The 19,875-nt window shown below is 71.8% G+C and carries 15 protein-coding genes; 8 read left to right on the top strand and 7 right to left on the bottom strand.

Translation table 11 applies throughout. From position 1 onward, the window contains the following. Window positions 1–163: 163 nt before the first annotated feature. Window positions 164–1,357: a GNAT family N-acetyltransferase gene (locus tag BCF74_RS04995; RefSeq protein ID WP_106296869.1), complete on the bottom strand. Its 1,194-nt coding sequence runs from the start codon at window positions 1,355–1,357 to the stop codon at window positions 164–166. A gap of 162 nt (window positions 1,358–1,519) precedes the next feature. On the opposite strand from BCF74_RS04995, the gene secA reads away from it, so the two are divergent. Then, a complete protein-coding gene (gene secA / locus BCF74_RS05000) occupies window positions 1,520–4,480 on the top strand; it encodes a preprotein translocase subunit SecA (protein WP_106296870.1) in 2,961 nt (986 codons plus the stop codon). A gap of 76 nt (window positions 4,481–4,556) precedes the next feature. On the opposite strand, the gene BCF74_RS05005 is transcribed toward secA, so the two are convergent. Beyond that, a complete protein-coding gene (locus BCF74_RS05005) occupies window positions 4,557–5,108 on the bottom strand; it encodes an Rv3235 family protein (protein ID WP_106296871.1) in 552 nt (183 codons plus the stop codon). Continuing rightward, complete coding sequence (locus BCF74_RS17050; protein ID WP_146132877.1) at window positions 5,105–6,031, bottom strand: LysM peptidoglycan-binding domain-containing protein; 927 nt, start codon at window positions 6,029–6,031, stop codon at window positions 5,105–5,107. Before BCF74_RS17050 ends, BCF74_RS05005 begins: the two co-directional genes overlap by 4 nt. Window positions 6,032–6,104: 73 nt before the next feature. Here BCF74_RS17050 and BCF74_RS05015 point away from each other — a divergent pair, with 73 nt between their 5' ends. Continuing rightward, entirely contained in the window at window positions 6,105–6,647 is a 543-nt protein-coding gene (locus BCF74_RS05015) for a hypothetical protein (RefSeq protein WP_106296974.1), read from the top strand. Between the two features lie 9 nt (window positions 6,648–6,656). Here the strand turns inward: BCF74_RS05015 and BCF74_RS05020 are convergent, their stop codons facing one another. After that, a complete protein-coding gene (locus tag BCF74_RS05020; protein ID WP_106296872.1) occupies window positions 6,657–6,869 on the bottom strand; it encodes a helix-turn-helix domain-containing protein in 213 nt (70 codons plus the stop codon). Between the two features lie 275 nt (window positions 6,870–7,144). Here BCF74_RS05020 and BCF74_RS05025 point away from each other — a divergent pair, with 275 nt between their 5' ends. The 5 genes from BCF74_RS05025 (at window position 7,145) to pruA (ending at window position 13,178) form a co-directional block, all read left to right on the top strand. Next, window positions 7,145–7,828 carry a CpaB family protein gene (locus BCF74_RS05025; RefSeq protein ID WP_106296873.1) on the top strand — a complete coding sequence of 228 codons (684 nt, stop codon included), beginning with the start codon at window positions 7,145–7,147 and terminating at the stop codon, window positions 7,826–7,828. Continuing rightward, window positions 7,825–9,384: a CpaE/TadZ family protein gene (locus BCF74_RS05030; protein WP_106296874.1), complete on the top strand. Its 1,560-nt coding sequence runs from the start codon at window positions 7,825–7,827 to the stop codon at window positions 9,382–9,384. The genes BCF74_RS05025 and BCF74_RS05030 overlap by 4 nt, the downstream gene beginning before the upstream one ends. 55 nt (window positions 9,385–9,439) lie before the next feature. Continuing rightward, window positions 9,440–10,870, top strand: coding sequence for a WS/DGAT/MGAT family O-acyltransferase (locus BCF74_RS05035; protein WP_106296975.1), 1,431 nt, complete (start codon window positions 9,440–9,442; stop codon window positions 10,868–10,870). A gap of 10 nt (window positions 10,871–10,880) precedes the next feature. After that, a complete protein-coding gene (locus tag BCF74_RS05040; protein ID WP_106296875.1) occupies window positions 10,881–11,306 on the top strand; it encodes a DUF6912 family protein in 426 nt (141 codons plus the stop codon). 243 nt (window positions 11,307–11,549) lie between these two features. Beyond that, a complete protein-coding gene (gene pruA, locus BCF74_RS05045) occupies window positions 11,550–13,178 on the top strand; it encodes an L-glutamate gamma-semialdehyde dehydrogenase (RefSeq protein WP_106296876.1) in 1,629 nt (542 codons plus the stop codon). A gap of 136 nt (window positions 13,179–13,314) precedes the next feature. Here pruA and BCF74_RS05050 read toward each other — a convergent pair whose 3' ends face one another. The 3 genes from BCF74_RS05050 to BCF74_RS05060 are packed head-to-tail and all read right to left on the bottom strand — an operon-like array spanning window position 13,315 to window position 14,766. Further along, the gene (locus BCF74_RS05050) at window positions 13,315–13,803 is read right to left on the bottom strand and encodes a DUF2505 domain-containing protein (RefSeq protein WP_170070137.1); all 489 of its coding nucleotides are present in this window, start codon (window positions 13,801–13,803) and stop codon (window positions 13,315–13,317) included. A 60-nt stretch (window positions 13,804–13,863) separates the two neighbouring features. Then, window positions 13,864–14,376, bottom strand: coding sequence for a hypothetical protein (locus BCF74_RS05055; protein ID WP_106296878.1), 513 nt, complete (start codon window positions 14,374–14,376; stop codon window positions 13,864–13,866). A gap of 36 nt (window positions 14,377–14,412) precedes the next feature. Continuing rightward, entirely contained in the window at window positions 14,413–14,766 is a 354-nt protein-coding gene (locus BCF74_RS05060) for a hypothetical protein (RefSeq protein WP_106296879.1), read from the bottom strand. Between the two features lie 159 nt (window positions 14,767–14,925). Between BCF74_RS05060 and BCF74_RS05065 the strand changes: the two genes are divergently transcribed. Further along, window positions 14,926–19,854, top strand: a complete 4,929-nt coding sequence (locus BCF74_RS05065; RefSeq protein ID WP_106296880.1) for an NAD-glutamate dehydrogenase — start codon at window positions 14,926–14,928, stop codon at window positions 19,852–19,854. Window positions 19,855–19,875 lie beyond the last annotated feature (21 nt).

The following is a 19,875-nucleotide window of genomic DNA, read 5'->3' on the forward strand; positions in this document are numbered from 1 at the left end:
CTCCACGAAGAGCTGACCGCGCTCGCGGACCACCTCGACCTGCGCGAGGTCGAGCTCACCCCGCTGCCCGCCTGAGCCGCCGTCCCGAGCTCACCCAATTGGACGGTTGGGGACGGTGGGCCCGTGTCCCGAGCTCACCCCATTGGACGGGTGTGTCCCGAGCTCACCCAATTGGACGGTTGGGGACGGTGGGCCCATGTCCCGAGCTCACCCAATTGGACGGTTGGGGACGGGCGGGGCCGAGCTTCTCCCAGTGGTCGGCAGGGCCGATGGAGCCGTCGGGTGCCGTCGCCTGCGCCTCGTGCCCCCAGCGGGTGAAGCCGAGCGTCTCGAGGATCCGGTTGCTCGGCGCGTTGTCCGAGGCGGTGACGGCGGTGAGCCGGTCCAGGCCGAGCCCGGCCTCGGCGACCGGGGCGAGCGCCCAGTCGGACACGAGCCGGGCGGCAGTGCTCGCCGCGCCGCGTCCGCGCGCCGACGGGAAGAGGACGTAGCCGAGCTCGCCCGACCCCGAGACGCCGTCACGGCCGGTGTCGAACCCGAACAGGCACACGTCGCCGAGCGGCCGGTCGGTCTCGGCGTCGGCGATGCACCAGTTGTAGCCGATGCCGCGCGACAGGTTCTCGCGCCGCTTCAGGAGCCACTCGGCGAAGGTGTCGGGGCGCGGGATCGCCCGGTCGGGTACGTGGTGTGGTGCGTGGTCCGGTTCCTCGACGAACTCGGCATCGTCGTCGGTCCAGGGGCGCAGCCGTATGCCGTCCGCGACGAGGATCGGGGGCTGGAACCAGGGCTCGGTGGGCTCCCCGTCGTCGTCGCGGCCGAGCGTGGCGAACCACGCGTCGGCGAGACCGCCCTCGCCGTGGGCGATGTGCTCGGGCAGCGTCGCGACGAACGTGTACCCCGCGGCCCGGGCCACGGCCCACGACGCGAAGTTGCCGCGCTCGGCATACCAGTCGACGCGCTGTCCGCCCTGCTCGAACCACCAGTGCTGGACGAGCCGGAGGGCGCGCACCATGAGCCCGCGGTTCCGGGCGTCGGGGTGCAGGCCGAAGCCGATCTCGGCGCGGCCGGCCTCGCGCGGGCGCAGGTCGATCGTGCCGCTGAACGCGCCGGTCTCGTCGGCGACCTCCTCGATCGCCCAGAGCTTGTTCGCGGAGCCGTCCTCGGCGTCCCAGCCGTCGGCGATGACGCCGAGCCACTCCTGCGCCATCTCGCGGGTGTAGTCGCGCGGGACCGAGGTCCAGCGCAGGCTCTGCGGGTCGCGGCACTGCTCGACGATGCGGTCGACGTCGCGCTTGGCGTGGGCGCGCAGGCGCACGACGCCATCGGTGAGGGTGGGCACGGAGTCCGGGAACGGCATACGCGAATGTCACCACAGACGACGAGGCGCGCGGAAACCATTAACGCGCCGGCCTCGTTGAAACCTCGGTGAGGTGTGGGCCGGGCCACCGGCTCGACTACCCTGAGCACGTCCTGCGCGACCCTTCGTGGCAGGTCACCCGTCAACGAGGAGCCGAAAACCGTGGTCAAGATCGTCGAGAAGCTGCTGCGTGCCGGTGAGGGCCGGACCGTCAAGAAGCTCGAGAACATCGCCGACCAGGTCAACGCCATCGAGGACGACTTCGTCGCGATGAGCGACGACGAGCTGCGCGGCATGACCGACGAGTTCCGCGAGCGCCTGGCGGACGGCGAGACGCTCGACGACATCCTCCCCGAGGCGTTCGCCGCGGTCCGTGAGGCGAGCCGGCGCACCCTCGGCAAGCGCCACTTCGACGTGCAGATCATGGGTGGCGCCGCGCTGCACCAGGGCAACGTCGCCGAGATGAAGACCGGTGAGGGCAAGACCCTCGTCGCGACGCTGCCGTCCTACCTCAACGCCATCGAGGGCAAGGGCGTCCACGTCGTCACGGTCAACGACTACCTCGCGGAGTACCAGTCCGAGCTCATGGGCCGCGTCCACCGCGCCCTCGGCCTCGAGACCGGCTGCATCCTCGCGTCGATGTCGCCGGACCAGCGCCGCGAGCAGTACGCCAAGGACATCACCTACGGCACGAACAACGAGTTCGGCTTCGACTACCTGCGCGACAACATGGCGTGGTCGACCGACGAGCTCGTCCAGCGGGGCCACAACTTCGCCATCGTCGACGAGGTCGACTCGATCCTCATCGACGAGGCCCGCACGCCGCTCATCATCAGCGGCCCGGCCGACCAGCCGACGAAGTGGTACACGGAGTTCGCCAAGGCCGTGCAGCACCTCGAGCGCGGTGAGGGCGGCGACCAGATGCGCGGCATCCCGAGCCGCGGCGACTACGAGGTCGACGAGAAGAAGAAGACCGTCGGCGTCCTCGAGCCCGGCATCGAGAAGATCGAGGACTACCTCGGCATCGACAACCTCTACGAGTCCTCGAACACGCCGCTCATCGGCTACCTCAACAACGCCATCAAGGCCAAGGAGCTCTTCACCCGCGACAAGGACTACGTCGTCATGGACGGCGAGGTCCTCATCGTCGACGAGCACACCGGCCGCATCCTCAAGGGCCGCCGCTACAACGAGGGCATGCACCAGGCCATCGAGGCCAAGGAGGGGGTGACGATCCAGAACGAGAACCAGACGCTCGCAACGATCACCCTCCAGAACTACTTCCGCATGTACGACAAGCTCTCCGGCATGACGGGCACGGCCATGACCGAGGCCGCCGAGCTCAACTCGATCTACAAGCTCGGCGTCGTCCCGATCCGCACGAACCGGCCGATGATCCGCATGGACCAGCCGGACCTCGTCTACCGGACCGAGGAGGCGAAGTACGCCGCGGTGGTCGACGACATCGTCGAGCGCCACACGAAGGGCCAGCCCGTCCTCGTCGGCACGGTGAGCGTCGAGAAGAGCGAGTACCTTTCCGAGCAGCTGCGGCGCCGCGGGGTGAAGCACCAGGTCCTCAACGCCAAGCACCACGAGCGCGAGGCCGCGATCGTCGCCGACGCCGGCCGTCGCGGCGCGGTGACCGTCGCGACGAACATGGCCGGTCGAGGCACCGACATCATGCTCGGCGGCAACCCCGAGTTCATGGCCGTCGCCGCCCTCAAGGAGCGCGGGCTCGACCCCGAGGAGACCCCCGAGGAGTACGAGGCCGCCTGGGACGCCGCGCTCGAGGAGGCCGAGGCCAAGGTCAAGGCCGAGCACGAGGAGGTCACCGAGCTCGGCGGCCTCTACGTCCTCGGCACCGAGCGCCACGAGTCACGCCGCATCGACAACCAGCTGCGCGGTCGCTCCGGCCGTCAGGGCGACCCGGGCGAGTCCCGCTTCTACCTCTCGCTGCAGGACCACCTCATGCGCCTCTTCAACGCCGGCATGGTCGACCGCGTCATGGCCAGCACCGGCATGGAGGAGGACACGCCCATCGAGTCCAAGATGGTGTCGCGTTCGATCCAGTCCGCGCAGACGCAGGTCGAGGCGCAGAACTTCGAGATCCGCAAGAACGTCCTCAAGTACGACGACGTCCTCAACCGCCAGCGCACCGTCATCTACGACGAGCGCCGCCGCGTCCTCGAGGGCGAGGACCTCGAGGAGCAGATGCGGTACTTCGTGGGCGATGTCGTCGAGGGCTACGTCGACGCGGAGACCGCCGAGGGCTTCCCGGAGGACTGGGACCTGGACCGGCTGTGGACCGCGCTGAAGGGCGCCTACCCGGTGTCGATCGAGCAGGAGCAGGTCGTCGAGGCGGCCGGTGGTCGCTCCGGCCTGCGCCCGGAGACGCTCAAGGAGGAGATCCTCTCCGACGCCCACCACGCCTACGACGCCCGCGAGCAGGCCCTCGGGCCCGAGGTCATGCGCGAGGTCGAGCGGCGCGTCATGCTCTCGGTCCTCGACCGCAAGTGGCGTGAGCACCTCTACGAGATGGACTACCTGCAGGAGGGCATCGGCCTGCGCGCCATGGCCCAGCGTGACCCGCTCGTGGAGTACCAGCGCGAGGGTTTCCAGCTCTGGGAGGCGATGAACGAGGCGGTCAAGGAGGAGGCCGTCGGCCTCATGTTCCACGTCGACGTCCAGGTCGACCAGCCCAGTGAGCAGCAGGTCGCGGCCTCACCACAGCACGTATCCGAGATGTTCGGTGGCCTCAGCAACGCAGGCGCACCCGCCGCGGATGACGGCAGTGGCAGCGTCGCGTCCGCGCAGGACGCCACGCTCTCGGGCTCGGACGGCACGCAGGCGCCCGACGACTCGACGCCGCAGGTGCAGGTCGCCGGTGTCGGGGTGGAGCGTCCGCGCCAGCCGGCGCAGCTGCACTACACGGCACCGTCCGAGACCGGCGAGACCGTGGAGCGCGACGTCGCCGCGGGTCCGCGCGGTGGTGGCTCGGCGCAGGCCGGTGGCAGCGCCGACGGACTGCTCACCAAGGAGCAGATGGAGTCGACGCCGAAGAACGCGCAGTGCCCCTGCGGTTCGGGCAAGAAGTTCAAGATGTGCCACGGCAAGGACCGCTGACCCGCGAGTCCACGCAGAGCCAACGACGCCCCGGCGCGACCGGTGGTCGCCCGGGGCGTCGTCGCGTCCTCGTCCCCTAGCCGAGCTGGAGGGCCTCGACCCGCCAGCGCCCGTCCTGACCGGTGAGCCGCAGCGCCATGGCGCGCACCCGCGTGCCCTCCCCGATGACGAGGCTGCACTCGGCCACACCGTCCGCGGGCTCACACACCCGCACGGTGTGGATGCGCGCCGTGCGGGCCTGGGACCGGGCGCCCGCTGCGCGACGGCGTCCGGCGAGGGCACCGCGGCGCGCGACCGCGGCATACACGTCCGGGGTCGTCCAGCGCACGACCTGCGCCGGAGGACGCAGCCCCGACATGACCTCGACGATGGCCTGCCCGATCCGGCCGGCCCACTCCTGCGCGCACGGCAGGTCGTGGCTCGACGTGGTCTGCGGCCCGAAGAGCTGCTCGTCGCTCGCCGCGGCGAGGTCGACCGCGAGCGTCCCCTGGACGTATGCCGGGTGGCCGGCGTCGTCCTCGGCGCGCCGCAGCGCCTCGGACAGCGTGATCGCCGGCGGGCGGGCCGCGGGCGGTGCGCTCACCTTGACCGGGTGCAGGTGGGTTCGGACAGTCGTCGCCGGGCTCATCGCGTCACGCTCACTTCGTCGGAGAGGGTCGGGACCTTCAGGATCTGGCCGGGGAGCAGGAGGTCAGGGTCGCCACCGATGACGGGGCGGTTCGCCGCGTACCACTGCGGCCACGCGCGGGCGATCTCGGCGTCGGTGGCGTCGGGCCCGAGGTGGCGCGCGGCGATGGACCACAACGAGTCGCCCCGGTGCACGACCACCTCGTCGCCGTCGCTGTCGGGGCGGGGACGCGGCGCGATGAGACCGGGGTCGGCCTGCGGCCGGACGCGCGGAGCGGACGGGGTGAACCCGGGGGAGGGCGGCGCCGGCGTGAACCCCGGCTCCGGCGCGGTCGCCGCCGGGCTCGTCGGCATGAACCCGGGGTCCGCGTATGCCGTTCCGTCGCCCGAGGTGGTCAGGTCACCTGCTGCGACCGACGTCGGCACGAAGCCCGGGTCGAGAGGCGCGAGGCCGTCGTGCGGAGCCGACGCACTCGCGGCGGCGGACGGCATACCACCTCGTGGGGCTGCGACCGCCTGACCGGGGCCGCCCACGACGCCCACGCCCACACCGAGCACGAACGCCGCGACGCGGCGGGCCAGGGCCGGGGTGAGCCGCTCGGCGCACTCGGCGGCGACGCGACCCACGCGGCCCGGGACGTGGGCGAGGAGCCCGAGCGCGGTGCCGAGGCCGAGCCAGCCGGCGACCGCCCACGCGAGGCTCGCCGCCACGAGCATGAGGATCTCGTCGGCCGATGCCGGGCCCGGGGCGACGACACCGGCGTACGCGGCCGCCCAGGCCAGGGCGAGGACCCGCAGCACCAGCAACGTGACGACGGTGGCGACGAGGCCGCCGGCGACGGCGCGGGCGAGTCGCAGGCCGCGACGTCCGTGCTCGACCGTGCCGGTTTCGTGTCGTTTGATGCCGTTTGCTGCGGTTTGCATGTGATGGAGCGTATTTCATGTCGTTCGGTTGCGCAACAGGACGACGAGGGGCGTGCCGATCTACGCTCCCCGCATGCGGTGGGACCAGCTCTTCGACGACCTCGAGGCCCAGCTGCAGGCGCAGGAGCGGCGTGAGCTCGACTCCGAGGTCGCCGACCGCACCCGCCGGGAGCGCGCGGCCGTCGAGCTCGGAGCCCGGTTCGCCGCGGCACTCGGGGCGCCCCTGCGGCTGCATCTCGCTGCGGGACCGGTCCTCGGCGGCGCCCTGCTCGACATCGGTGAGGACTGGTTGCTGCTCCGGGGCGACACCGGGCGCGACAGTGTCGTGCCGTTCGCGGCCATCGTCGGCGTGACGGGGCTCGCGGCACGGTCGGCGCAGGCGCGCACGGCCCGCCGGTTCGGGCTGGGCTATGCCCTGCGCGGGCTTTCGCGCGACCGCACGACGGTCGCGGTGACCGACCGAGGCGGCCAGGTCGTCACCGGGACGATCGACGTCGTCGGGGCGGACTTCCTCGACCTCGCCGAGCACGCGGTGGGCGAGTCCCGGCGCGCGAGCAACGTCACGGGCAGGCGCACGGTGCCCTTCGCGGCGGTCGTCAGCGTCGAGTCACGCTGAACGACCGGGTCACTCGGGTGACTGGGAGCGGACGAAGTCGCGGGTCTGGGAGTACATGCGCTGGATGTACTCCTCGAGCACGTCGGTCTCGACGCGCCACTGCCCGCGACCCCCGACCTTGATCGCCGGAAGGTCGCCGGAGCGCACCAGCGCGTAGGCCTGGGCGGCGGAGATGTCGAGGATCTCGGACACCTCGGTGAGGGGGATGAACCGCTTGGCCACGACGCTCCTCTCCGCTGTCAGGTGCCGTCCGTGGTGGGGCGGGCACCGGTCCGTTCTGCCGTTCGACCCAGTCTGCCACGCACGCCACGACGGGTCGTGCAGGTTGTCCACAGGGCACCCGGCCGCGAGCTTGTCCACAGAACGGGGACGCCAGCGAGCAACCCGACGCCGGGTAGGCCACAATCATGTCCCGGGGGAGAAGCCCCGGACGCCGGGGCGCCACGCGTTCCTCACCGACGTCCGCCGACGATGGCACGACCTGACACGGAGCACCGATGAGTGACCTGCCCACACCCACCGCCCAGCGACTCAAGAAGCCGTCCTGGCGGGACAGCCGCCTGCTGGTCGGCATCCTCCTCGTTCTCGCGTCGACCGCCATCGGTGCCTATGTCGTGAGCCGTGCCGACGACCGCGTGCCGATGTATGCCGCGAAGTCCGGTCTCGTGGCCGGGCAGGCTCTCGAGGCCGACGACCTCGTGCGCGTCGACGTGCAGCTCGGTGAGTCCGCCAAGGACTACCTCAGCGCGGAAAGCGCCCTCGCCCCGGACCGGGTCGTGCTCCGCGAGGTGCGCGCGGGCGAGCTCGTCCCGGTCTCGGCCATCGGCGGCCGGGAGCAGGCAAGCCTCCAGCCCGTCTCGCTCCAGGTGGACGCGACCTCTGCCTCCACGCTGCGCGAGGGGTCGGTCGTCGACGTGTACGTCAACCGCCCCGCCGCCCAGGGCAAGGGCAGCGGCATCGGGTCGGACGACCTCGCCGGGCCGCAGCTCGCCCTGGAGTCGGTCACGGTCAGCGCGCTCTCCGACGAGGACAACGTCCTCGGCGGCGGCGCGGGGGACACCCGTCCGGTGCAGGTCATGGTGCCGCGCGAGAAGGTGCAGCAGCTCGTCGGCGACGTCGACCTCGGCGCCCGCATCACCCTCGTGGCGGTGCCCGGCTCGGTGGGGACCAAGACGTCATGACCACGGCGGTCATCACCGGTGTCTCCCACCATCACGAGCAGGAGCTCGCCACCGCCCTCGGCGCCGCGCGCGGGGTGGAGGTCGTGCGCCGATGCGCCGACGTCGCCGAGCTCCTCTCGACCGGCGCCTCGGGTGTCGCCGATGTCGCCGTCGTCTCCGCCGACTTCCGTGGACTCGACCGCGACGCCCTGCGCCACCTCGCCGGGCACGGCGTGCGGGCAGCCGGCTACGTCACGCCCGGTGACGACGCCGGCGAGGCACGCCTGCGCCAGCTCGGCATCACGGCGATCCTGCGACCCGGGAGCGAGCCCGAGGAGCTGGGTGCCGCCATCGTCGCCCTCGTCGAGGGGGACGATGGCCGGTCCACGTCCGGAGGGGCCGACGGCGACGCCACCGGCCCGGGAGCTGCCGGCCGTTCCAGCGGGCCGGCCGCCGGAGACGACCACGCGGGCACGTCGATCACCGACGCCGACCTCGAGCGGCTCCTCGAGACCTCGCCCGGCGCGGCGCCCGACGCCGGCTCCGGCGCCCGGGCCCGGCTCGCCGCCGTCACGGGCGCCGTCGCGGGCGCCACTGCGGGCAGCGCCGCCGCGGGCAGCGCCGCGGACGGTGCAACGGATCGCGGCGGAGAGTCTGTCGACCTCGAGGAGACCGACTCGTCGACGGACGGACTCGGCGGATTCGGTCGCGGTCGCGTCACCGCAGTCTGGGGCCCGACGGGAGCGCCCGGCCGCACGACCATCGCGGTCGCCGTCGCCGGGCAGCTCGCCGCCCGCGGTGTCCGCACCCTCCTCGTCGACCTCGACACCTGGGGCGCGAGCGTCTCCCAGCTCCTCGCCCTCATCGACGAGGCGCCGGGTGTCGCCGCCGCCGCGCGAGCCTCCGAACAGGGCACGCTCGACCGAGCGGCGCTCGCGCGCGTGGCCCCGGAGGTCGGGCCGGGGCTGCGGGTGCTCACCGGCATCCCGAAGCCCGACCGCTGGCCCGAGCTGCGGGCTGCCGCCGTCGAGGACGTCCTCGACAAGGCGCGCGGTCTCGTCGACCACGTCGTCGTCGACTGCGGCTTCGCGATCGAGGACGACGAGGAGCTGAGCTACGACACGGCGGCCCCGCGACGCAACGCGACGACCCTCACCGCCCTCGAGAACGCCGACAGCCTCTTCGTCGTCGGCGCCGCTGACCCGATCGGGCTCCAGCGGCTCGTGCGCGCCGTCCAGGACGTCGGCGTCGTGCCGTCGCCCGAACCCATCGTCGTCGTCAACAAGGTGCGGGCCTCCGCGACGGGGCCGAAGCCGGAGAAGGCCATCACCGATGTGCTCGGGCGGTTCGCCGGACTCGAGGAGCCGATCTTCGTGCCGTGGGCGCCCGACGAGTGCGACGGCGCACTGCTCGCGGGTCGCAGCCTCGTGGAGTTCGCCCCGAACGCCGCCGTCACCCGGGCCGTGGGGCGGCTCGTCGACGTCGTCCGCCCGGAGCTGGTGCCCGCGGGCGGCACGCGGGCGGACCGGCGCAGCGCGCGCGGACGCGGCGGTCGGGGTCCACGCCGGACCACGTGAGGGTCCCGCCACTGTCCGGGACCCAGGTCGGCGCCGATCTGCGAGAGTGGTCCACGTGTCCGACCGCCTGAGCACCCTCGACGCCAGCTTCCTCGCCATCGAGGAAGCGACGATCCCGATGCACGTCGGGTCGGTCATGGTCTTCGACGCCCCGAACGAGGGCTTCGACTACGACCGACTCGTGCGGATCATCTCGCGCCGCATCGCCTACGTTCCCCGCTACCGCCAGCGGATCCGCTCGGTGCCGGGCCGCATCGCCAACCCCGTCTGGATCGACGACGAGCGCTTCGACGTGACCTACCACGTGCGCCGCTCGGCCCTCCCGCGCCCGGGCGACGACGAGCAGCTCGAGGAGCTCATCGCCCGGATCATGCCGCGCCCGCTCGACCGCAGCCGCCCGCTGTGGGAGGTCTACCTGGTCGAGGGTCTCGCCGACGACCGGTTCGCGATCGTCACCAAGACCCACCAGGCGCTCGTCGACGGAGTCAAGGCCGTCGACATCGCCCACCTCATCCTCGAGGACTCCGACAGCCCGAGCGCCGAGGTCGTCGACGACACCTGGCGCCCGAGCCGCGAGCCGTCGCAGACCGAGCTCGTCGTCAGCGCCGTCGCCGACACGGTGCGGACCCCGAGCCAGGTCGTCGACACCGTCCAGTCGGGCATCGCCGACGTCAAGGCCACGGCCGGGCGGCTGCTCGGCGTCGCCGGCTCGCTCGCCTCGACCCTCGCCCGGGCGTCGGCGCGGCCGGCACCAGAGTCACCGCTCAGCGCCGACGTCGGCCGCGCCCGCCGGTTCGTCATGGTCGGGACCGACCTCGACGACTACCGCACCGTGCGCTCGCGGCTCACCAAGGGCGCGTTCGCCGAGGACGTGTCCATCAACGACGTCATCCTCGCGACCATCACCGGCGCGTTCCGCACGTGGCTCATGACCCGGGGCGAGAGCGTCCACGGGGCCACCACCGTGCGCGCCATGGTGCCGGTGAGCGTCCATGACGAGGAGAGCGAGCTGCCGACCGGTCGCCAGCTCGCCGCCTCGTTCGTCGACCTGCCGGTGGGGGAGCCGGGCCCGTCGATGCGCCTGCACCAGATCGCCTTCGCGATGCGCCAGCAGATGGAGGCCGGGCGTGCCGTCGGCGCCGACACGCTGGCCGGGCTCGGCGGCTTCGCGCCACCGACGATGCACACCCTCGCCGCCCGGCTCGGCGGGGCCGTGTCGCGCCGCCTCTACAACGTCGCCATCACCAACGTCCCCGGCCCGCAGCACCCGCTCTACGTCGCCGGTGCACAGATGGCCTCGACCTACCCGGTCATGCCGCTCGGTCAGGGCAAGGCCCTCTCGATCGGCCTGACGTCCTACGACGGCGGGGTCTACTACGGCCTCTACGCCGATCGCGACGCCCTGCCCGACGTCGACGTCCTCGGCCAGTCGGTCGTCGACGCCCTCCAGGAGCTGCTCGAGGCGCCGCGCGCCCGGGCCCGCTGAAAGGTCGACCGTGCCCCTCGTCCGCGTCTATCTTCCCCTCGATGCCGCAGCGCTCACGCGGCTGCGCGACACCGGTGAGCTCTCGCCCACGCCGCTCGCGGGTCACGCCGCAACGAGCGGCGGTGCCCGTCCCGGGCTCGTCGGCGCCGACGAGGAGGAGCGTGAGTATGCCGCGTGGTCGGCTGCCGCGGACGACGCCCGCGAGCGCGCGGCCACCGGTGCGCGGAGGGTCATCGCCTCTGCGGACGTCGACGCCGCCGTCGTGCGACGGGGCACCGAGCACGAGAGCGCCGTCGAGGTGGACTCCGTCGTGGCCCTGCCGCGGATCGCCTCGTTCCACATCGACGAGGAGCCGGGAGGCGACGTCGCCGACCTGCTCTGGTACGACGTCACCGAGCTCGACGACGTCCTCGCCGCGGTGAACCCAGCGGGCTGAACCGCCCGGACGCTCTCCCAGCGGGCCGAACCGGCCCGACGGACGTGCCATGAGCACCCAAGGCGCCGACCGGTCCGCTCGGCGAGCACGCGCATCCCGGCACGGCAGTCCCATTGCATGTCCGTCGGCCCGTACCGTCCCGCGAACCGCGGTGACGAGCGTCACGGGACCCGTGCGACCATGGGGAGACCGCTGCAATACCACTCCCTTTGTGGATTCTCACCCGAATCGAGGACTTCTCCCATGGACGCCGTGACCCACGTCCCCGCCCCCGTCAACGAGCCGGTGCGCATGTACGCACCGGGCAGCCCGGAGCGTGCCGCGCTCGAGGTCGCGCTCGCCGAGGTGGGCAACACGACCTGGGAGCTGCCGCACACCATCGCCGGCCAGCGTGTCGAGGGCCGCGGCAAGAAGATCCCCGTGCGCCAGCCGCACGCCCACAGGAAGGTCCTCGGCACCATCCGCGACGCGACGAAGGCCGACGCCCGCGCCGCCGTCGACGCCGCCGTCGCCGCGGCCCCGGCGTGGCGCGACATGTCCTTCGACGACCGGGCCTCGATCCTGCTCAAGGCCGCCGACCTGCTCGCCGGTCCGTGGCGCGCCAAGGTCAACGCCGCGACGATGCTGGGACAGAGCAAGACGGCATACCAGGCCGAGATCGACAGCGCCTGCGAGCTCATCGACTTCTGGCGCTTCAACGTCCACTTCGCGCGCGAGATCCTCGCGGAGCAGCCGCCGGCCAACGCGCCCGGCATCTGGAACCGCACCGACTACCGCTCCCTCGAGGGCTTCGTCTACGCGGTGACGCCGTTCAACTTCACCGCCATCGCCGGCAACCTGCCGACCGCGCCGGCGCTCATGGGCAACACCGTCGTCTGGAAGCCGTCGCACACCCAGCAGCTCGCGGCCCAGTTCGTCCTCGAGGTCCTCGAGGAGGCCGGCATGCCGCCCGGCGTCATCAACCTCGTCTCCGGCTGGGGCCCCGAGGTCAGCGACGTCGCGCTCAGCCACCCCGAGTTCGCCGGCCTGCACTTCACCGGTTCGACCCGGGTGTTCCAGAGCCTGTGGCAGCAGATCGGCGCCAACCTCACGACCTACCGCCACTACCCGCGCATCGTCGGTGAGACCGGCGGCAAGGACTTCATCCTCGCCCACCCGAGCGCCGACCCCGACGTGCTCCGCACCGCCCTCATCCGCGGCGCGTTCGAGTACCAGGGCCAGAAGTGCTCCGCCGCCTCGCGCGCCTTCATCCCGCGCAGCCTCTGGAAGGTCATCAAGGACGACCTCGTCGAGCTCACCAACGGCCTGGCCATGGGTGACGTCACCGACCTGTCGAACTTCGTGGGTGCCGTCATCGACGACCGCGCGTTCGCCAAGCACAAGGCCGCGATCGACCGCGCCGAGGCGACGAACGGCATCGACATCGTCGCCGGCGGAACCTACGACGACTCCGAGGGCTACTTCGTCCGCCCGACGGTCCTCGTGGGTGACGACCCGCTCGACGAGATCTTCACGACCGAGTACTTCGGCCCGATCCTCGCGGTCCACGTGTACCCCGACCGCCAGTTCGCCAAGGTCATGGACATCATCGACAGTGCGTCGGCCTACGCCCTCACCGGCTCGATCATCGCCCAGGACCGGGCGGCGGTCGCGGCGGCCCAGGAGCGGCTGCGCTTCGCCGCCGGCAACTTCTACATCAACGACAAGCCGACCGGTGCGGTCGTCGGCCAGCAGCCCTTCGGTGGCGGCCGCGCCTCCGGGACCAACGACAAGGCCGGCTCCGCCCAGAACCTGCTGCGGTGGGCCAGCCCGCGCTCGATCAAGGAGACGTTCGTGCCGCCGACCGACCACACCTACCCGCACATGGGCTGAGTGGCGCGGCGCTCGCGGCGCGAGCGAGGCAAACGTTGGTGAGCCGACCACCCATGGGTGGTCGGCTCACCCATTCGTGGCTCGCTCGTCCGCGTATGCCGTCCGCTCGCCTGCCGCGGACGGCCGCCGGGACCGCTCAGCTCACCCGGTCGCGCAGCAAGTCGGTCGTCGTCTGCACCCCGGCGCGCAGCGGCTCGGCGGCGGCCTTCTCGAGCTTGCCGCCGATGAGCGGCACCCCCGCCTTGAGCTCGGCGTCGATCTCCTCGACGCTGCCGGTCGCCGTCGGCGCGAGCGTGATCGTGCCGCGCAGGGTCATCGGCGCGCCCTTGATGTGCAGGTTGAGGTCGGCGCTGCGCGAGCCGTCGGCGGCCGCCGGCCCCCACGTCTGCGACTCGATGACCGTGAGGGTGTCGCCGACGAAGCCACGGGCGATGTCGGGGAGGTTGTCGGTCGGCAGGACCCGCTCGGTCGAGATGACGGTGCGCCCACCGGACTCCTCGACGGTGGCGGTCCAGGTGCCGGTCGTCGTCGCCTCGCAGGCCGCGTCCTGGAACGACTGCTCGGTCATGGCCGCGAACACGGTCTCGGGGTCGGCGGGGTATTCGGCACGATGCGTGAACTTCACCTGGGACTCCTCATCGATGGCGGGAGCACCGATCCTGCCATCGCGGTCGTCCGCGAGGCCTCAGGAGAGCCGCAGCGCGCGGGCGAGGCCCTCCAGCTCGGCCGTGGAGGCAGCCACCTGCTCGAGCAGTGCGTCGCGGCGACGACGGTGCTGGGCGAGGATTGCGTCGAGCTCGCCCTGGAAGGCGCGTACGTCGTCGGCGCGGCCTCGGGCGGCCGCCGCGTCCGCCTCGCCGATGACGCCCCACGGCAGGCGGACGACACCGTCCTCGACCTCGAGTCCGGCTGCAGCGACGTCGTCGAGCAACCGGCGGGAGCGCGCCTGCAGCTCGCTCAACCGGGTCGCGTGCTCCTGCAACAGCGCGCCGACCCGGTCCGCGTGCCCGGAGCCCTCGGCCAGGACGTCGAGCGCGCGGGCACCCTCCTTGCGCACCCGCACCGACGTCGAGGTGCTCCACTCGCTCCTCAGGGTGTCGTATGCCGCGCCGCTGCGTTCGCGCGCGGCCTCGAGGTCCCGGGCCGCGCGCCGCGCGGACGTCCCGGCGGCCGCGAGGGATCCGGAGTCCCCCGGCACCGGCCGCCTCACCATGGCTGCCTCACCACGACCGCCTCACCACGGTTGCCTCGGGGTCGGCTCGCCCTGGGCGAGCCGACCGGCGACGACGTCGTGGTGGTCGAGCGCGTCCTCGACTGCCGGTGCAGGGGCATCGGCACCGCTGTCGGAGCTTCGCCGTGCGGCGGCACGCGAGAGCGTCACGACGTGCTGGTCGGTGATCTCGTCGACCGCGCGGAGCAGGTCCACGACCTGGTCGAACCACCCGTCGACGGTGCGCTGCGCCTCCGGCTCGCCGAGGACGACGAGGGACGAGAGCAGGTCGTCCTCCGCGGCCGCAAGCCGGTCGCGGAGGTCGTCGAGCACCCGGCTCACCTCGGTGAGCCGTGCGGGATGCACGGGCTTGACCACCACGTCACTCTAGTGGCGCTCCCGGGGACTCCGGACCCGTCATCCACAGGGCCGCGAGGGTGAGTAGGCTCGGACGCGGACGCGACGATGCTCTCCGAGATGATGCGTCCCGCCGGACGATCTTCGGCGACGCCGCGAGTCCAGGAGACGCCGAACCACATGACGGAGTCATCGGTCCACCCCCGATCGACCACCCTGCAGGCCATCATCGAGGCCTTCGCCGAGCTCGACGACCGACCCGACGGCCCAGTCGTCGTCAGCCGCTACTTCCGTCACGTCCCCGAGGACGAGCTCACCTCACGACCGCCCCAGGTGCTGGCGGGGACGGTCGCGTCGCACCTGGCCCTCGCCGAGGAGCGGACGCCCGGCACCGCGCGCGTGCGCGTCTTCAACCCGACGACTGACGCCGACGGCTGGTCCAGCGCCCGCACGGTCATCCAGGTCGTCACCGACGACATGCCCTTCCTCGTCGACTCCGTCACCGGCGCGCTCGTCCAGCGGGACGTCGACATCCACCTCGTCGTGCATCCGCAGCTGCGGGTCCGCCGGGACGAAAGCGGCCGGCTCCTCGAGCTCTGCGACGAGGACTGCTCGGGGCCGGCGTCCGATGTGCCCGGGGTCCTCGACGAGTCGTGGATCCTGCTGACGATCGACCGCGAGAGCGAGGGGTCCGAGCGCGAGGAGCTGCGCACCGTCCTCGAGGGCGTCCTCGAGGACGTGCGGCAGTCCGTCGAGGACTGGCCGCGCATGCGCACCCGCTGCCTCGTCATCGCGGCCGAGCTCGAGGGTGCGCCGCCCGCCGGTGTCCCCGCCGACGAGCTCGCCCAGGCCATCGCGTTCCTGCGGTGGATGGCCGACAACCACTTCACCTTCCTCGGGTATCGCGAGTACTCGCTCGAGGAGTCACCCGAGGGCGACATCATCCGGCCCATGCCCGGCACGGGGCTGGGCATGCTGCGCGAGGACCCGCCGGCCGACCGCCCGGTCACACCGCTCAGTCCGGAGTCCGCGGCCAAGGCCCGGGAGCAGGGTGTCCTCGTCCTCACGAAGGCGAACTCGCGCTCGACGGTGCACCGGCCGGCATACCTCGACTACGTCGGCATCCGCACGTACTCCGAGGACGGCAGCACGCTGGGGGAGAAGCGCTTCCTCGGCCTCTATGCCTCGACCGCCTACACCGAGTCCGTCATGCGCCTCCCCGTCGTCGCCGAGAAGGTCCGGTCGGTCATCACCCGCTCGGGCCTGGCCGCCGACTCGCACACCGGCAAGGACCTCCTCGAGGTCCTCGAGACCTACCCGCGCGACGAGCTCATCCAAGCCAGCCCCGACCAGCTCTACGACACGGCGATGGCCGTCGCCCAGCTGCAGGAGCGCCGGCGCACCAAGCTGTTCCTGCGCGAGGACGACTTCGGCCGCTTCGTCTCCTGTCTCGTCTACATCCCCCGGGACCGCTACAACACCGGCGTCCGCACGCGGATGGCGGCGATCCTCAAGGAGGCCTTCGGCGGCGAGAGCGTGGAGTTCACCGCACGGGTGAGCGAGCGGGCGCTGTCGCGCCTGCAGTTCGTCGTCCGTATGCCGTCCGGCGAGCGGGTGCGCCGCCTCGACGACCAGCAGCGCGCCGACCTCGAACGGCGCCTCGTCGAGGTCAGCCGCAACTGGTCCGACCGCCTCGGCGACGGCCTGCGCGACCGCCTCGGTGAGGTCGAGGGTGACCGCCTGCTCGACCGCTTCGGCAAGGGCTTCCCCACGGCATACGAAGAGACCTTCGCCGTCGTCCAGGGAGTCGCGGACCTCCACCACCTCGACCGCCTCGGCGACGAGCGACGCACCAGCGTCGCGCTCTACCGCCCGACCGACTCACCCGAGGAGCTGCGCCGGTTCAAGCTCTTCCGGGTCGACCCGCTCTCGCTCACCGACATCCTGCCGATCTTCACCGACATGGGCGTCGAGGTCGTCGACGAGCAGCCCTACGAGGTGGGCCGATCCGACGGTGTCGACCTGCACGTCTACGACTTCGGCCTGCGCGTCTCGGACCCGCAGGTCTGGGCCGGCATCGCGCACGAGGACCTGCGCGACCTCTTCGAGGGCGCCGTCCTCGCGGTCTGGGACGGCCGGGCCGAGTCCGACGGGTTCAACCAGCTCGTCCTCCTCGCCCGGCTCACGTGGCGCCAGGTCGTCATCCTGCGCACGGTGGCGAAGTACCTCCGCCAGACCCAGGCCACGTTCAGCCAGTCCTACTTCGAGGACGCGCTCGTCGCGAACCCCGCGATCGCCGCCGACCTCGTCGCGTTCTTCGAGGCGAGGTTCGACCCCGACCGGTTCGCCGACGACCCCGAGGGGCGTGCGGCCGCGCAGGAGGAGATCGCCGAGCGGGTCACGACCGCCCTCGACGACGTCAGCTCCCTCGACGAGGACCGGATCATCCGGTCCTTCCTCGCCGTCATGAAGGCGACGCTGCGGACCAACTTCTTCCAGGAGGTCACCTCCGGTCAGGAGGAGGACGTCGACCAGGACGGCGTCACCGACCCCAAGACCTACGTCTCGCTCAAGCTCGACCCGACGGCCATCCCCGACCTCCCGGCCCCGCGGCCGGCCTACGAGATCTGGGTCTACAGCCCGCAGGTCGAAGGCGTGCACCTGCGCTTCGGCTCCGTCGCCCGCGGCGGGTTGCGCTGGAGCGACCGGCGCGAGGACTTCCGCACCGAGATCCTCGGCCTCGTCAAGGCGCAGATGGTCAAGAACGCCGTCATCGTGCCGACCGGGTCCAAGGGCGGGTTCTACGCCAAGCAGCTGCCCGACCCGGCGGTGTCCCGCGAGGACTGGCTCGCGGAGGGACAGTCGGCCTACCGGACGTTCATCTCCGGCCTGCTCGACCTCACCGACAACCGCGTCGGCACCGACATCGTCCCGCCGGAGCGGGTCGTGCGCCACGACGGTGACGACCCCTACCTCGTCGTCGCCGCGGACAAGGGCACCGCGACCTTCTCCGACATCGCCAACGGCGTCGCGCAGTCCTACGGCTTCTGGCTCGACGACGCCTTCGCCTCCGGTGGTTCGGCCGGCTATGACCACAAGGCGATGGGCATCACCGCTCGCGGTGCTTGGGAGTCGGTCAAGCGGCACTTCCGCGAGATGGGTCTGGACACCCAGAACGAGGACTTCACGGTCGTCGGCGTCGGTGACATGAGCGGCGACGTCTTCGGCAACGGCATGCTGCTCTCGGAGCACATCCGGCTCGTCGCCGCCTTCGACCACCGGCACATCTTCGTCGACCCGAATCCCGTTGCCGCAGAGTCGTTCCGGGAGCGGAAGCGGCTCTTCGAGCTGCCGCGTTCGTCGTGGGACGACTACGACCGCTCGCTCATCTCCGAGGGTGGCGGCGTGTTCGCCAGGTCGCTGAAGTCCATCGGCGTCACACCGCAGATGCGCACGGCGCTCGGCCTCGCCGACGACGTCACGACGATGACGCCGACCGAGCTCATCCACGCCATCGTCCTCGCGCCGGTCGACCTCTTCTGGAACGGCGGTATCGGCACGTACGTCAAGGCCCGCACCGAAGACCACCTCGCGATCGGCGACCGCGCCAACGACGCCATCCGCGTCAACGGTGACGAGCTGCGGGTCAAAGTCGTCGGCGAGGGCGGCAACCTCGGCCTGTCCCAGCTCGGCCGCATCGAGGCCGCCCTGTCCGGCGTGCGGGTCAACACCGACGCCATCGACAACAGCGCGGGCGTCGACACCTCCGACCACGAGGTCAACATCAAGATCCTCCTCGGCGACGTCGTGCGCCGTGGCGACCTCACCATCGAGGAGCGCAACACCCTCCTCGCGTCGATGACCGACGATGTGGCCGCCCACGTGCTGCGCGACAACTACGAGCAGAACGTCCTGCTCGGCAACGCCCGCGCCCAGGAGCTGTCCATGGTCCCGGTGCACGTGCGGCTCATGGGCTGGCTCGAGGGCCGCGGCGAGCTCGACCGGGCGCTGGAGTTCCTGCCGAGCGACGCCGAGATCGAGAAGCGCGCCTCGGAGGGGCTCGGGCTCAAGTCGCCGGAGTTCTCCGTGCTCGTCGCGTACGCCAAGCTCGCGCTCAAGAAGGACCTCCTCGCGAGCGACCTCCCCGACGACCCGTACTTCGCGGCGACACTCGCGGACTACTTCCCGGAGGCCGTGCGGGAGCGGTATGCCGCGGAGCTCGGTGAGCACCCGCTGCGCCGGGAGATCATCACGAACTCCGTCGTGAACTCGATGGTCAACCGGGGCGGCATCACGTTCGCCTACCGCGCGCAGGAGGAAGCCGCCGGGTCGCCCGAACAGGTGACCCGGGCGTTCATCGTGTGCCGCGAGATCTTCGGTCTGCGCGGGTTCGTCGAGGAGGTCGAGAAGCTAGACAACATCCTGCCGACGGCCGTGCAGACCGAGCTCTACCTCGAGTTCCGCCGGCTCCTCGACCGGGCCGTGCGGTGGTTCCTCGCGGCGCGGCCCACCACGCTCGACATCACGACCGAGGTGGAGCGATTCAGTCCCGTTGTCGCGAGCCTCGGTCCGCGGATTCCCGAGCTCCTGCGCGGCGCCGAGCGGGAGCGGGTCGAGTCGCAGACCGAGCACTGGCTCCAGGCCGGCGTACCCGAGGAGCTCGCCCGTCGAGCTGCCTGGCTGCTCGACAGCTACTCGCTCCTCGACATCGTCGAGATCGCCGCCGACCTCGACCAGACGCCCGAGGAGGTCGCGGAGGTCTACTACACGATGTCCGAGCGGTTCGGCATCGACGGCATGCTCACCCGCGTGGCCCAGCTGCCCCGCGACGACCGGTGGGACGCGCTCGCGCGCGGTGCGCTGCGCGACGACCTGTATGCCGTGCTCGAGGCGCTGACCCGCAGCGCCTTCGAGTTCGACGAGGACCTCGACGGTGACGGCGTGGTCACCGGTGACGAGCGCATCCAGGCGTGGAGCGAGTCCTATGGTGACGCGGTCGGCCGCGCCGAGGGTCAGCTGACCGGCATCCTCGCACTGGAGACACCGAACATCGCCGCCCTTTCGGTGGCCCTGCGAGCCTTGCGCTCCGTGGTCCGGTCAGGAGCCTGACGCGCCGAGGACCTAGGCTTT

The organism is Knoellia remsis (assembly GCF_003002895.1).
In the GTDB taxonomy this organism is placed as follows: Bacteria; Actinomycetota; Actinomycetes; order Actinomycetales; family Dermatophilaceae; genus Knoellia; species Knoellia remsis.

Excerpts from the sequence above, each read along its gene's own strand:
- BCF74_RS05030 (WP_106296874.1), top strand. The coding sequence starts at position 7,825 with ATGACCACGGCGGTCATCACCGGTGTCTCCCACCATCACGAGCAGGAG.
- BCF74_RS04995 (WP_106296869.1), bottom strand. The coding sequence starts at position 1,357 with ATGCCGTTCCCGGACTCCGTGCCCACCCTCACCGATGGCGTCGTGCGC.
- BCF74_RS17050 (WP_146132877.1), bottom strand. The coding sequence starts at position 6,031 with ATGCAAACCGCAGCAAACGGCATCAAACGACACGAAACCGGCACGGTC.
- BCF74_RS05005 (WP_106296871.1), bottom strand. The coding sequence starts at position 5,108 with ATGAGCCCGGCGACGACTGTCCGAACCCACCTGCACCCGGTCAAGGTG.
- BCF74_RS05015 (WP_106296974.1), top strand. The coding sequence starts at position 6,105 with ATGCGGTGGGACCAGCTCTTCGACGACCTCGAGGCCCAGCTGCAGGCG.
- BCF74_RS05025 (WP_106296873.1), top strand. The coding sequence starts at position 7,145 with ATGAGTGACCTGCCCACACCCACCGCCCAGCGACTCAAGAAGCCGTCC.
- BCF74_RS05065 (WP_106296880.1), top strand. The coding sequence starts at position 14,926 with ATGACGGAGTCATCGGTCCACCCCCGATCGACCACCCTGCAGGCCATC.
- pruA (WP_106296876.1), top strand. The coding sequence starts at position 11,550 with ATGGACGCCGTGACCCACGTCCCCGCCCCCGTCAACGAGCCGGTGCGC.